The 13,979-nt window shown below is 47.7% G+C and carries 11 protein-coding genes; 8 read left to right on the plus strand and 3 right to left on the minus strand.

The annotated features are described in order from the left end of the window. The 8 genes from JNC77_RS12750 to JNC77_RS12785 all read left to right on the plus strand — a co-directional run bounded on the left by JNC77_RS12750 (position 1) and on the right by JNC77_RS12785 (position 9,297). The gene (locus tag JNC77_RS12750) at positions 1 to 984 is read left to right on the plus strand and encodes an ABC transporter ATP-binding protein (RefSeq protein ID WP_374833085.1); all 984 of its coding nucleotides are present in this window, start codon (positions 1 to 3) and stop codon (positions 982 to 984) included. Beyond that, complete coding sequence (locus JNC77_RS12755; RefSeq protein ID WP_374833087.1) at positions 968 to 1,954, plus strand: ABC transporter ATP-binding protein; 987 nt, start codon at positions 968 to 970, stop codon at positions 1,952 to 1,954. The genes JNC77_RS12750 and JNC77_RS12755 overlap by 17 nt, the downstream gene beginning before the upstream one ends. Beyond that, complete coding sequence (locus JNC77_RS12760; RefSeq protein ID WP_374833089.1) at positions 1,951 to 3,339, plus strand: M20 family metallopeptidase; 1,389 nt, start codon at positions 1,951 to 1,953, stop codon at positions 3,337 to 3,339. The genes JNC77_RS12755 and JNC77_RS12760 overlap by 4 nt, the downstream gene beginning before the upstream one ends. Before the next feature lie 64 nt (positions 3,340 to 3,403). Beyond that, on the plus strand, positions 3,404 to 4,741 hold the full coding sequence (locus tag JNC77_RS12765; RefSeq protein WP_374833091.1) for a malonyl-CoA decarboxylase: 1,338 nt from the start codon (positions 3,404 to 3,406) through the stop codon (positions 4,739 to 4,741). Positions 4,742 to 4,769: 28 nt separating this feature from the next. Then, the gene (locus JNC77_RS12770; protein ID WP_374833093.1) at positions 4,770 to 6,281 is read left to right on the plus strand and encodes a malonate--CoA ligase; all 1,512 of its coding nucleotides are present in this window, start codon (positions 4,770 to 4,772) and stop codon (positions 6,279 to 6,281) included. Positions 6,282 to 6,599: 318 nt separating this feature from the next. After that, complete coding sequence (locus tag JNC77_RS12775; RefSeq protein WP_374833095.1) at positions 6,600 to 7,445, plus strand: ABC transporter ATP-binding protein; 846 nt, start codon at positions 6,600 to 6,602, stop codon at positions 7,443 to 7,445. Beyond that, a complete protein-coding gene (locus JNC77_RS12780; RefSeq protein ID WP_374833097.1) occupies positions 7,442 to 8,233 on the plus strand; it encodes an ABC transporter permease in 792 nt (263 codons plus the stop codon). Before JNC77_RS12775 ends, JNC77_RS12780 begins: the two co-directional genes overlap by 4 nt. A 23-nt stretch (positions 8,234 to 8,256) precedes the next feature. Then, on the plus strand, positions 8,257 to 9,297 hold the full coding sequence (locus JNC77_RS12785; protein WP_374833099.1) for an ABC transporter substrate-binding protein: 1,041 nt from the start codon (positions 8,257 to 8,259) through the stop codon (positions 9,295 to 9,297). 110 nt (positions 9,298 to 9,407) lie between these two features. Here JNC77_RS12785 and JNC77_RS12790 read toward each other — a convergent pair whose 3' ends face one another. From JNC77_RS12790 to JNC77_RS12800, 3 genes are all read right to left on the minus strand, one after another. Beyond that, complete coding sequence (locus JNC77_RS12790; RefSeq protein WP_374833101.1) at positions 9,408 to 12,293, minus strand: TonB-dependent receptor; 2,886 nt, start codon at positions 12,291 to 12,293, stop codon at positions 9,408 to 9,410. Positions 12,294 to 12,377: 84 nt separating this feature from the next. Beyond that, positions 12,378 to 13,358, minus strand: coding sequence for a FecR family protein (locus tag JNC77_RS12795; protein ID WP_374833103.1), 981 nt, complete (start codon positions 13,356 to 13,358; stop codon positions 12,378 to 12,380). Positions 13,359 to 13,419: 61 nt separating this feature from the next. After that, positions 13,420 to 13,923 carry an RNA polymerase sigma factor gene (locus JNC77_RS12800; protein WP_374833105.1) on the minus strand — a complete coding sequence of 168 codons (504 nt, stop codon included), beginning with the start codon at positions 13,921 to 13,923 and terminating at the stop codon, positions 13,420 to 13,422. Between the last annotated feature and the right edge of the window lie 56 nt (positions 13,924 to 13,979).

Consider the following 13,979-nt stretch of genomic DNA (forward strand, 5'->3'; position numbering starts at 1 on the left):
ATGACAGATAATCTTTTAACGGTGCGCAATCTCAGTGTGGATATCCGAACCTCTTCGGGTACGCTTCATGCGGTGCGTGATATTTCCTTCGAGATCAAACGGGGTGAAACACTTTGCATTGTTGGTGAATCCGGCTGCGGTAAATCTATGACCTCATTGGCGATTATGGATTTATTGCCCAAGGCTGCAAGTCGCAATGCCAGCGAAATTCGTTTCGATAATATGGAGCTGCATAACAAAAAGAAAACGATCGCTGCTTTGCGCGGGGATCGTTTGTCGATGATTTTTCAAGAACCGATGACAGCGCTTAATCCGGCTTATACTATCGGCGACCAGCTGACTGAAGGTTATAAGCGTCATCGAAAAAGCGGCATGCAAGAAGCGCAGGAGAGGGCGGAATATTTGCTGCATAAAGTGGGCATTGCTTCGGCGCGTGAGCGTTTGTCGCAATATCCGCATCAATTATCGGGCGGTTTGCGTCAACGCGTGATGATTGCAATGGCACTGATGTGCGGGCCCGAATTATTGATTGCCGATGAGCCGACAACTGCACTTGATGTGACTATTCAGGCACAAATTCTGCTGTTGTTGAGTGAGTTGCGTGAAGAGTTCGGCATTTCACTTATACTGATCACCCATGATCTGGGTGTGGTTGCCCGTATCGCTGATCGTGTGGCGGTGATGTATGCGGGGCAGATCATTGAAGAGGGGCCAGTCGCCGATATTTTCAATGATCCTCGTCATCCTTATACTAACGGCTTGCTGAATTGCATCCCGCTACCCGGTAAAACTGCGCCGGGCGGCAAGCTTGGTGTTATACCGGGTGTTGTGCCTTCTCTTATCGGTGAAATCGAAGGCTGTGCCTTTCGTGATCGTTGTGCTTTTGCGCAAACTGAATGTCATCAAAATCCGCCGGTCAATCAGTTCGCTCAGCATAGCTGGCGTTGTATTTATAAGGAGGCGGTACATGCAAACGCTCATTGAAGTTAATAATGTTACGCGTTCTTTTGCAATCAACGCCGGCCTGTTTAAAAAACAGCGTATTTTGCACGCGGTCAACGGCATCAGTCTCTCTTTGCAAAAGGGCGAGGTTCTGGGAATTGTGGGTGAATCCGGGTGTGGTAAATCCACGTTCGCACGCATGTTGTTGGGGCTGATGCCACCGTCGACCGGCCATATTTCCTTCAACGGGACCGATCTGGCCAAACTGGACCGCAAAGCGATGGCCAAACAGGTGCAGCCGGTTTTTCAAGATCCTTTTTCATCGCTCAATCCGCGCCGTACGGTGGCTTCTATCGTTGCTTTCCCGCTGGAAGTCCATGGGATTGGAACAACACAAGAGCGGCGAAAAAAGACGCTTGAAATTATGGATATGGTTGGTTTACCTGCACGTTTTGCTGATCGGTACCCAAAAGAACTTTCCGGCGGGCAGCGGCAGCGTGTAGCGATTGCCCGTGCCTTGATCATGCGGCCCGATGTGATCATTTGTGATGAACCGACATCGGCGCTTGATGTCTCGGTACAATCTCAAATTCTCAATCTTTTGATGGATTTGCGTAACGAGCTGAACCTTACTTATGTTTTCATCAGCCATAATCTGGCCGTGGTCGAGCATATCGCGACCCGCGTTGCGGTGATGTATCTGGGGCGAGTAGTTGAACTGTCTGACACAGCGCGTTTGTTCAGCGATCCGCAGCATCCTTATACACGCGCTTTGTTGGGTTCCGTTCTGACACCGGTGCCCGGACTGCCGATACCTGACACAGGGCTTGGTTTGGCTTTTCCCGATCCGCTTAATCCACCATTGGGCTGCGTATTCAATCCGCGCTGTCATCTGGCCACAGAACAATGTCGCAGAGATCAACCGCCTCTAATCCGTCATGACGGACGCGAGGTAGCTTGTTTTCTGGCTGGACAACGCTCCCATATATCAATGAAGGAAATGCACTCATGAGCCGTGAAGCCAGTATTGCTGCTGCGACCAACTATTTTGATAATGGTCAGTTTAAAGAAGATTTAGCCCGTCGTGTTGCTATCCCGAGCGAAAGCCAGAATAGTGAGCGATTGGATGCGCTTCATGCTTATTTGCATGATGAAATGATCCCTGCTTTTCAAGAAATGGGATTTGCGACCGAAATTATCTATCACGATAATCTCGATCTGCCTTTTCTTTATGCCGAGCGGATTGAAGGCGAGGGATTGCTTACCGTTTTGGGTTATGGGCATGGCGATGTCATTCGCGGCCTTGATGATGAGTGGGCAGATGGCTTGTCTCCGTGGGAAATGAAAGAGAAAAACGGGTTTTTATACGGCCGAGGGACAGTTGATAATAAAGGCCAACACCAGATTAATATGGCGGGTTTGAGGGCAGTTCTCGATACACGTGGCAAATTAGGGTTCAACGCCAAATATCTGATTGAAATGGGTGAGGAACGCGGTTCACCGGGTTTGCGTGAAATTTGCCATAAATATAAAGACAAGCTGAAGGCTGATCTGCTGATCGCATCCGATGGGCCAAGGCTTAATATGGATCGCCCGACGATTTTTTTAGGCTCTCGTGGTGGCGTTACTTTTGATCTCACGATCGACGCGCGTGAGGGCGGGCATCATTCCGGTAATTGGGGCGGTGCTCTGTCAAATCCGGCAGTACAATTGGCACATGCTTTAGCAAGTCTGGTGGGGCCGACGGGCCAAGTGCGATTACCTGAATTGGTGCCGGAAGCCCTGCCTCAAGCAGTGCGTAATGCACTGAAAGATTGCAAAATTGATGGTGGTATAGACGGGCCGGAAGTTGATCCCGACTGGGGGGAGCCGGGTTTGACAACCGAAGAGCGGGTTTTTGGTTGGTGTTCGCTGGAAGTGCTTGCCATGGAAGCGGGTAATCCACGCACGCCGGTCAATGCAATCCCGCCGCGCGCGTGGGCGCGTTTGCAATTGCGTTTTGTGGTTGGTGTTGATCCGCATAATGTTGTGCCGACCGTTCGTAAACATTTGCAACGCCAAGGACTTTCAATGGTGAAAGTTGAATTGTCGAAGGAAGAGATTTTTGCTGCGACAAGACTGGATCCGGAGGATCCATGGGTCACATGGGCGCTTAATTCACTTGAAAAAACAACCGGTAAAAAGCCTGCTTTATTGCCTAATCTGGGCGGGTCTCTGCCTAATGACAGTTTTTCTGATATATTGGGCATGCGGACGATTTGGGTGCCGCATTCTTATCCGGGCTGCTCGCAACATGCGCCTAACGAACATATGCCTTTATCCATTGCGCGTGAAGCGCTTGGCATGATGGCAGGGCTTTATTGGGATTTAGGCGAACCAGCCGCCGGAAAAGCATAAATATGGCAGATAAGCCCTGTTCCCGCAGGGCTTATCGTGTGCTTCAGACATCAGGAGAGCAGCTTTGAGTAGTTTGTCTTTCTTCCGCGATATGATTGATGCCATCGCTGAAAGAGGGCAGCGATTGATTTTAATCGCTCCCCGCAGCACAAAAGAACATGCAACAACCGATGAATTGGCGGCTCAGTGCGAGCATTTATTGTCGAGCCGTGGTGAAGCATCTGGCCTCGCTTTAGCCCATGATATTTTAACCCAATGGCAAAATCTTAATGACGAGGAACAAACTGCTTTTATGCAGATGCTGTTGCAGCGCTTTGGTGCAGATGATGAGCGGATTGAACGGGCAATCACTAGCTATCAAACGGATAAAACACCCAAAAATCTGGCCAGGTTACATCTTTGCGCTGAGCCGAAACGACAAGAACTGATCCGGCGTTTGAATGCAGCGCCAAAAGGCACTGCCAAGCTTGTGCAAATGCGCGAGAAATTGCTTAAATTACAACAGAAAATACCGGAACTGGAGGCGGTTGATGCAGATTTTACGCATCTTTTTACCTCATGGTTCAATCGTGGTTTCTTGCAACTGCGTTCGATTGATTGGACAACGCCTGCGCATATTCTGGAAAAGATCATTCAATATGAAGCTGTGCATGCGATTGGAAATTGGAATGAATTGCGCAGTCGATTGGCACCTGCCGATCGCCGTTGTTTTGCATTCTTCCACCCGCAATTGACGGATGATCCGCTGATTTTTGTTGAGGTAGCACTCACACGTTCGACACCGGATAACATTGCCGATGTGCTCGATGATGATCGCGAGCCTCTTAATCTTAAAGATGCCGATACGGCGGTTTTTTATTCCATCTCCAATTGTCAGGACGGTTTGCGTGGCATTTCGTTCGGCAGTTTTTTGATCAAACAGGTCGTGGAGGAACTGCGGCGGGATTTGCCGCAACTCAAAACTTTTGTGACACTCTCGCCGGTACCGGCTTTTGCGCATTGGTTAAAACAGGCTGGTGATTCAGATGGAAAGTTGCAACTTGATCATCTGCGAACGCTAATCGCCAGACCTGACTGGTATGAAGATGACGTATGTATCAAAGAGATCGAACCTTTGTTCGATCGCATCGCGGCACATTATTTTATCAATGTGCGCGATAAACGCGGGCGGGTGCTTGATCCGGTTGCTCGTTTCCATCTTGGCAATGGTGCGCGTTTGGAGAGGCTTAATTTCATGGGCGATTTGTCAAAAAGGGCTTTGCATCAATCACATGGTTTGATGGTCAATTATCTCTACAAGCTGGATGATATCGAGCGCAATCATGAGGCCTATGCCGAACGTGGCGAAGTGATTGCTGCACCTGAAATCATCAAGCTCGCAGCTAAGTCAGACAACAAATAAAATCATAAAAATAATAGGGGAAGAATGAATGACTAATCATCTATTCGATGCTTTTCGCGGTTTTATGCCAAATCCAGGGGCAACTTTTATCGAGACGCTAAACGGTCATATTTTGACCTATGCCGATATGCTTGATCTTTCAGCCCGATTTGCCAATGTACTTGTTGATGAAGGCGTTAAAAAGGGCGATCGTGTTGCTGTTCAGGTGGAAAAAAGCGCTGAAGTCCTGATGCTTTATCTGGCTTGTGTGCGTTGTGGCGCGGTTTATCTGCCACTGAACACCGGATATACCATCGCTGAGCTTGAATATTTCTTTAACGATGCCAAGCCTGCACTTATTGTTGTTGCCCCTGAAAATACTGAGAAATTATCCGCGTTGATCGCTGATTGCGGTGCAGTGATGGAAAGCTTGGGTGATCATGGTGATGGCACTTTGATGGAAAAAGCGTTTAAAGCTTCCGCTGCGTTTATTGATGTTGTCTGTAACGCCGATGATCTGGCTGCAATTCTTTATACATCGGGTACAACAGGACGTTCAAAAGGCGCCATGCTCAGCCATAATAACCTGTTGTCAAATGCACTGACTTTGCGTGACTATTGGCAATTTACCTCTGCTGATAGGCTCATCCATGCTTTGCCGATTTTCCATACCCATGGACTTTTTGTGGCAACCAACTGTGTGCTGGTGTCTGGTGCTTCGATGTTCTTGCTACCGAAATTTGATCCGGAAGCGATTATCGCACGTCTGTCGCAGGCCACTGTTCTTATGGGTGTGCCAACATTTTATGTGCGGTTGGCGCAAGATGAACGGGTTAACCGTGCAAGCACTGTATCAATGCGGTTGTTTATTTCGGGCTCTGCACCTCTATTAGCCGAAACCCATAAAAGATTCCGTGAAAAAACCGGTCATGCCATTCTTGAGCGCTATGGTATGACCGAAACCAACATGAATACATCCAATCCTTATAATGGTGAGCGTATCGCTGGAACGGTGGGCTTTCCTCTGCCAGACGTGGAAATCAGAGTTATGGATATGGAAACGGGCGCACCTTTGCCTCATGGTCAAACCGGGATGCTGGAAGTGCGTGGGCCTAATGTTTTTAAAGGCTATTGGAACATGCCAGAAAAAACGAAAGAAGAGCTGCGGGATAATGGTTTTTTCATCACTGGCGATCTGGGTCTGATGGATGACAAAGGCTATGTGCATATTGTCGGGCGCGGTAAAGATCTGGTGATTTCCGGCGGATATAATATTTACCCGAAAGAGGTGGAGGGCGAAATCGACCTGATTGATGGTGTGGTGGAAAGTGCAGTTATTGGCGTGCCTCATCAGGATTTTGGCGAAGGTGTTACGGCTATTGTTGTGCCGCAAAAAGATGCTCATCTGAATGAAGATGACATGATTGCATCGCTAACCGAAAAGCTTGCCCGTTATAAATTGCCCAAACGCATTATTTTCGTTGAAGAATTGCCGCGTAACACAATGGGTAAAGTGCAAAAGAATATTTTACGGGAAATCTATCATCATATCTATCAGTGATTATTCATAGCATTGGTCATTGAAGTTAAGGTTTTGGGGATGGTTGTTGTTCACCAATATAGAGTGCTTTGAACCATGAAGATCACTTCGCGCAATAATATTACGTGAAGTGATCTTTTGTGGATAAATCTTGCGTTTAGGGATGCTTTTTGATTGCGTAATCATATTAGAGCATTATAAGAGTGCTCTAATTTAGCGAGCAAAATTGGGCGGATTTTTAAAATTCCTGGCTCTGCCGTCCGAGCATCTCTCCGGAGGACTGAAATTTATGAACCATTCTCGCATGGTGCTTTGTCTTGTCTGTAAAGGGGAAAGACAATGAATGCCACGACCAATGTTGTTCAGCCGGACAATGCCCCAAAAACAGTTATTGAGCTTAAAAATGTAGCAATTTCATTCAATCTGGCCAATGGCGGCCGGTATGATGCAGTGGCTGAAAGCAATCTAAAAGTTGCTGACAATGAATTTGTTGCCATCGTCGGGCCAACAGGTTGTGGTAAGTCCACTCTGTTGAATGCCGTGGCAGGTCTTTTGATACCGGCAAGCGGCACTGTGGAAATCAGCGGCAAGCAATTAAGTGGTTTAAATCGTCAGTCTGGTTATTTGTTCCAGCAAGATGCATTAATGCCGTGGAAAACAGTGCTTGAAAATGTTGCTATTGGTTTGGAAATTGCCGGTATACCGAAAAGACAAGCACGTGAAGAAGCACAAGCCTGGCTGGCGCGTGTAGGCCTTGCTAATTTTGGTGACCGCTATCCGCATATGTTGTCGGGTGGACAGCGCAAGCGTATTGGCTTGGCGCAGGTGCTTATCCGCAATCCTAAATATTTGCTGATGGATGAACCTTTCGGGCCTTTGGATGCACAAACCCGCGTTATCATGGGCGATCTTTTGCTGGACCTCTGGTCGCAGGATCGCAAAGCTGTGATGTTCGTGACCCATGATCTGGAAGAAGCAATCGCATTGGCTGATCGTGTGGTGATTATGTCTGCGGGGCCGCGCGCTCATATTCTGGCTGAATATCAAATTCCGCTGGAACGTCCGCGCGAAATTTCTGAAATTCGCCTCAATGACCAATTTCATGAAATCCATCGTGAAATTTGGGGTGCGCTGAAAGAAGAAGTGCTTAAAGGCTATCAGCAGACAAGCGGAGTGCGCAAATGAACAAGCCTCTCTTATTTTTAGCGCAGCTTAGCGTGGCTGTGTTTGTGATCCTTGTCTGGTATTTGTTCACCGAAACGCATTTGTTCGGCAATCCGTCCAACGCCAAGTTTTTCTTTGCAACACCGACACAAGTGGCGGTGCGCATTTATAAATGGTTTGCTGAAGGCACGATCTGGTATCATCTCGGCATTACGCTGGTGGAAGCGATGCTTGCTTTTGTCATTGGTTCCGTTGGTGGTATTTTGATCGGCTTCTGGTTTGCCCGCAAACCGATGCTGGCTGCGGTTTTTGATCCATATGTGAAGGCTGCCAATTCATTGCCCCGTGTGGTGCTGGCACCAATTTTCATGCTCTGGTTAGGCTTGGGAATTTGGTCCAAGGTTGCGCTTGGTGTTTCGCTGGTCTTTTTCATTGTGTTCTTCAACGTTTATCAAGGTGTCAAGGAAGTTAACCAGACCGTGCTTGCCAATGCCCGTATGCTTGGCATGAATGAGCGTCAGTTGTTGCGTAATGTCTATCTGCCATCTGCTTTGTCGTGGATGTTTTCAAGTTTGCACACTGCCGTTGGTTTTGCAGTTGTTGGTGCAGTTGTTGGCGAATATCTGGGCTCTTCCGCAGGTCTTGGCTATCTCATCCATCAGGCTGAAGGCGTGTTTGACGTCACCGGTGTTTTTGCCGGCATGATTGTTTTGACGGCTTTTGTCTTGCTGATTGATTGGGTCGTTTCCATTGCAGAAGAGCGCTTGCTCGTCTGGCGTCCCAAGACTGTCGGGCCAAATGGTGCTTAAATTATCATTCAAGGAATATAATCATGCATATAACACGTCGCGATTTAATGCTTGGCGCAGCTGCTTTTGGGCTGATGAATATTGCTGCACAGCTACCGGCTTTTGCGCAAGATCCTGATGCAAAGCCTGAAAAAACCGACCTGATGCTGGGTGTAGGCGGCAAGCCTTTGTTCTATTATCTGCCACTGACAATTGCCGAGCGTTTGGGCTTCTTTGAAGAGCAGGAACTTAACGTCACTGTGAATGATTTTGGCGGTGGGGCCAAATCATTGCAGGCCTTGATTGGCGGATCGGTTGATATGGTAACCGGTGCTTATGAGCATACATTGCGTATGCAGCACCGCGGGCAGGATATTAAGGCGATTTGCGAGCTAGGTCGTTTGCCGGGTATTTGTATTGCTGTGCGTAGTGATTTGGCCGACGAGATAAAAACCATTGCTGATCTGAAAGGACGCAATGTTGGTGTGACCGCACCTGGTTCGTCTACCTCGTTATTTTTGCAATATGCGCTGATCAAAAATGGTCTGGCGGCTGATGATGCATCGATTATTGGTGTTGGCGGTGGCGCCAGTGCCGTTGCTGCTATTAAAAAAGGCGACATCGCTGCATTGGTACATTTGGATCCGGCGATTACCAAACTGGAAGTTGACGGTGACATTAAAATTCTGCTCGACACCCGTACAGAAGAAGGCACCCGTGCTTTGTTCGACGGTACAAATCCGGCAGCTATCGTTTATATGCAGCAGAGTTTTATTGATGCCAATCCGGTGACAACACAACGTGTCGTCAATGCTTTTGTCAAAGCGCTGAACTGGATTCATAATGCAACGCCTGATGAAGTGGCCGATGCCGTGCCGGAAGAATATTTGTTCGGCGATCGCGAGCTTTATAAGACAGGCTTTGAGAAATCACGCGCCATGTATTCTGAAAAAGGTTTTGTGGCAGAGGATGGTTTCGCAAGCATGTATGACATGTTGAAAAAACTTGATCCGGATTTGGCCGATAGTGATCTGAAATTCTCGCAGACCTTCGATCCGCGGTTTGTTGAATATGCAAATATTTGATCATAATAGTGTTTGAAAAAAAATGTGCGGTCTGAAACTCAGACCGCACATTTTTTATATCTAAATTTTGGTCTTCCGGTTGAATCGTAACCAGACGACCTTTGTTTATTTTAGAATTTCATTGTCAGACCGGCACGGAAGGTGCGGCCCGGTGCAGGCATATAGCTCTGCGCCAGAGGATCCAGATAATAACGGTTGCCAATATTTTGAACCGATGCATTCAGAACAGTATCTTCACGCAATTTATAGGTCAAAAAAGCATCAAATAATGTAACCGGCTTATAGTGGATCTGCGGCGTTGTTGCACCTGTCTGCCATGGCTTGTCGATGGTTTCAACCGGACCAGCTGTATAGGTCATACGACCGCCAACTGTGAGGGTTTCTTCAAGGAAACGACTGCCAAGTGTCAGATTGACCGAATATTTAGGCGGGTTCTGGGTATTCGTAAAGGAACCCATAAAGCTGCCTGGTGTGCAATTTGGTGTGTTTTCGGTTTTCTGATATTGATCGGCGGTTGCACGCAAGCGGGCGGCAAAATTAGCGTCGCAGGTTTCTGTTTTGAAGTAATAAGTGGCAGAAAGATCTGCAAAAATCCGGCCATTATCATAGCTCGACTGGAACTCGAGACCATTGGCTTTGTAACTATCAGCATTGCTGAAAGTCATGCCGCCATTGGACTCAGGATCATAGTAACGCGTGATGTAATTTTTGATGTTATTATCAAAATACGCAAGTTTGAATGACGCCGTATCACCAGTCATGAAGAGATTGTTTTGGGTCGTGCTCGCACCGATTTCAATGGCGCGCGAACGTTCCGGACGTAGTCCTTTCGCCGGATCAACCTGCAATGTGCCGAGTGTGGTTTCAAACAAAGATGGCAAACGATAGCCTTGCGTATAGCTTGCATAGATCAGTGTCTGCGGCATGATTTCGTAGTTCAAACCAAAGGCTGGCGTGAAACTGCTGCTTTTATCGGAGAGTTTCTCACCGCGCTCGAAACCGGTCACGACACTGGAATAACCAGCATTGCCCACACTCATATATGTTGGTGTGCCATATTCATCAAATGGTGTACCATCAAACGGATTGTTGGTGTTTGAAGCGGCAATACCGTTATTCAGACGCGGATCAGTGGCATCAGTGAATTCACCATTTTCATCAGCGCGCCAGAACATGCTGTCCCATGTGCCCGGACCGCGGGAAAGAGCGATCCATTTACCATAGAGGTTTTCACGCTTGGCGATTGAAGGCGTATTACGGTCATGGGAGCTGTAGCGGCCATAGCGACCACCTGCCCAGAACTGTAAGTTTTCCTGCGGTTCATATTCAATTTTACCGCTGAGGCTGATTTCAGAACGACGCCCATCACGTAAGTGGCGGTTCATATTGATATCATGTTCTGTAATTAAGACATCCTCCTGAGGACGGATATCTTCATATTGGAATGAACCGCCGAAATCAAAAGCAAATGCACCGGCTGAAGTTTTGAATTCTGAACGGTTGGAGACATCACCGCCCACGCGAACGTCATCCATGCGCACCCATGTGCGGTCAGGGCTGTTATAAACCTGCTGTGATGTCGGGCCATTGGTGGAGTTGATTTGGTCTGTTCTGGAATCTGTAACCCAGAAATTTGCTTTGAAATCGAGCAGATCATTTTCTGCCGGATCGTAATGATAGCGCGCCGTACCGGAGTTGATAACAACGCTGCCAGTCGGGTACTGATAAAGACCTGCAGTACCGAAACGGAAAATATCGGATGGCATGACTTCACCGAAACGACCATCATAATAACGATAGGTAAGTTCCAGCGATTGTTCATCTGTTGGTTTGATGGTCGCTTTTAAGAGGACAGAGTCTGTTTCGGCGGAAGAGTTGAGAACTTCTTCGCCGGCTTTATAAGATTTGGCGACGCTGTTTTGCTCATAGCCGTATTTATCAAATTCACGGTATTTTTCACGGCCATGTTTACCTGCAAAATAGTTACCTTGTTTGCGTTTGGCATAGGCGGCAACGATATCAAAATATTCGCTGCTGTAAGCAGCGGCAATGCTGCCTGATTTGGCTGCTGAATTAAAGATATTCGGACGATCGCTGCGAACATTTGCTTCCAGCTCGCTACCGTTTTTCATATAATCAGGGCGATGAGGTTGTTTGACACCGTTATCCCAGATTTCGCCTTTGACGCGCACGCCAAAGTTTTTGCCATCCTTGAGGATATCCTGAACGCCGATTGTGGTCATATTCACGGCGCCACCAATGGCACCAGCCGCGGCAGGGCTTAAGTCAGGGCCTTTATTGATGGTGACATCGCTGATCAGATCAGGATCAATATAACTGCGCTGCTGCGTACCGCCATAACCGCGATAAACGTTGAGCGACTGCTGGGAACCGTCAACAGTCACAGCTACACGGCTTTGCCCCTGAATACCGCGAATGTTCACATCAAGGCCACCACCGTTACGGCTGTCGCCAACCTGCACGCCTGGCAAGCCTTTCAGCATGTCAGAAGGTGAAACATTACCGTAACGTGCCATCTGTTCGGCAGATAAATGAACGGTTGAACGTGGAGCTGAGTAAACGGCGGCAGCTCCGGAAGGTTTGCTGACGGTGATGGTGTTCAACAAAACAGAACCATCTGCCGGATTGATACCGGCAGCTTCAGCATTGGCTTCTTCCGGTGCGTAAATGCTGCGATAACGAAGATTGGAATTTCCCAGAACCCTTTTAAGCGCTGCTTCTGGTGATTGACGACCGATGACAGGCGCGGACTGACCCGAAATGGCACTGCCATTGCGACGCACAACCTGAATACCGGTTGTGGCAGTAAAATCTGCCAAGGCTGTCAGCAAAGGTTTTGCAGGTATATTAAAATTATAACTGGCTTGATCCTGCGCAGTCGGAGTGGCTTGTGCCATTGCGACCACCGGACAGGCAGTCATAAGCGCAATAAGCGAAACACCACTGGCGGTGAACGCGGTTCTGATAGTCTTCATTCTTGACGTTTCCTGTTCAAATGCAAGGACGTCGGTCCCTTAATGAAAGAACGTTTGCGGCAAGAAAAACCCGTAAAAATAATTTTATCGAGAGATAATTGTCAGCAGGCCAGGCACGTGCACCACGCTGAGATTGAGCGTATTGCGCAGTGCATCAAATACTGCATCGGGATTATTGGCCTGAAAGACACCTGATACTGGAAGATTTTCCAAATCCGGATCATTCAGCACAATTCGTCCTGACGAATATCTGGATAATTCATGCAAAACAGATTTTAATGGTGTTTGGTTCATCATGATCAGGCCGCGTCGCCATGCAAGGCGCGCTTCTGCATCATCACCGTCAACCTGCTCAATTTTATCTTTTGAGACGGCTGCACTATTACCTGCAGGCAGATTGATGCCGTGCGATGCATCATGGCCATAAACGGCAACAAGACCGCGCTCAACTGTTACTTTTGTTAAATCCTGTTCAAGTTCGACTGCAAAGGCTGTGCCGAGAACCTGAATATTTGCCAAGCCTCCTGCAACTTTAAAAGGGCGGTTTTCATTGCGCACAACATCAAACCATGCGCGTCCACGTACGAGTTCAACTTTACGTTCTTGATCAGTAAAATATTCATTCAGTGCACTGTCACCATCAAGGTAGACACGGGAACCGTCACGAAGGGTAATTTCTAATTGTTGTCCGGGTGCGGCAGCATAATCTGAAATATGGCGCTGGAACAAACCGGCATCGCGCCAAAGAGCTCCACAACTTATTGCTGCTACCAGACTGGCTGCAACCGTGCTCCATTTAATAAATTTTCCAAATGAAGAGTTGCGTGTTGCATAACGTCTGTGCCAGCCGGTTTTTGCGGCCTCAAGAGCTGGCGCTTTTAACTCGCCCCACAGATCGGCAGTTCGCTGATAAGCAAGTTTGTGCTGTGCACTTTGCTCGCACCACGCATTGAAAGAGCGCTGGACAGCATTGCTTACTGGCTGGTTGTTCATGCGCACAAACCAATCCGCAGCTTCTTCAATGACTGCCTCAGTCAGCTTTTCAGAGCGTTTCTCTTTCAGCATAGAATACAGTTTTTTCCACCCGCCAAATATAAACCTTTGAAATGATGATGACGTATCAAAATCATTTCTCCTCCCGCATGTGCTGCCATTTATGACAAGATGAAATGGCCGCTGCCATTTCTTTTTCAACCGTGCTCAACGAAATTTTTAAATGGCGTGCAATTTGCTGATAGGTCATTCCGTCAACTCTTGCCAGAAGAAAAATCTGTCCGCGACGTTTAGGTAAAGCATTGATCGCATTCAACAGATCAGAAAGCTCGTGGCGTGCTTCTACAATTCTCTCCGGCTGAATGTAATCTGTCGTATCATTTTGTACCTGATAGGTATCACCATAATTGAGCCTGTCAGGGCGTGTTTTTCTACTGCGGATATGATCCAAAGCCAATGTGGTGACTGTACGTACAACAAGGCCGCCATCATTTTCTGTCAATGATCGCTTCGATAATTTTACGTAGGTTTCGTGCAGGATATCATCGGCATCCTGCGCATTTCCCAGAATGCTGGATGCCAGCCTTTTCAGACGGAGTCGTTCCCTGACATAAATCCGTTCAAAAACAACATTCATGGAGGGCATTGAAATCCTGAGGGTGAAATGGGAGGCCATAATGAATTAACTAGACT

This window comes from Paenochrobactrum pullorum (assembly GCF_041929845.1).
Classification (GTDB): Bacteria; Pseudomonadota; Alphaproteobacteria; order Rhizobiales; family Rhizobiaceae; genus Paenochrobactrum; species Paenochrobactrum pullorum.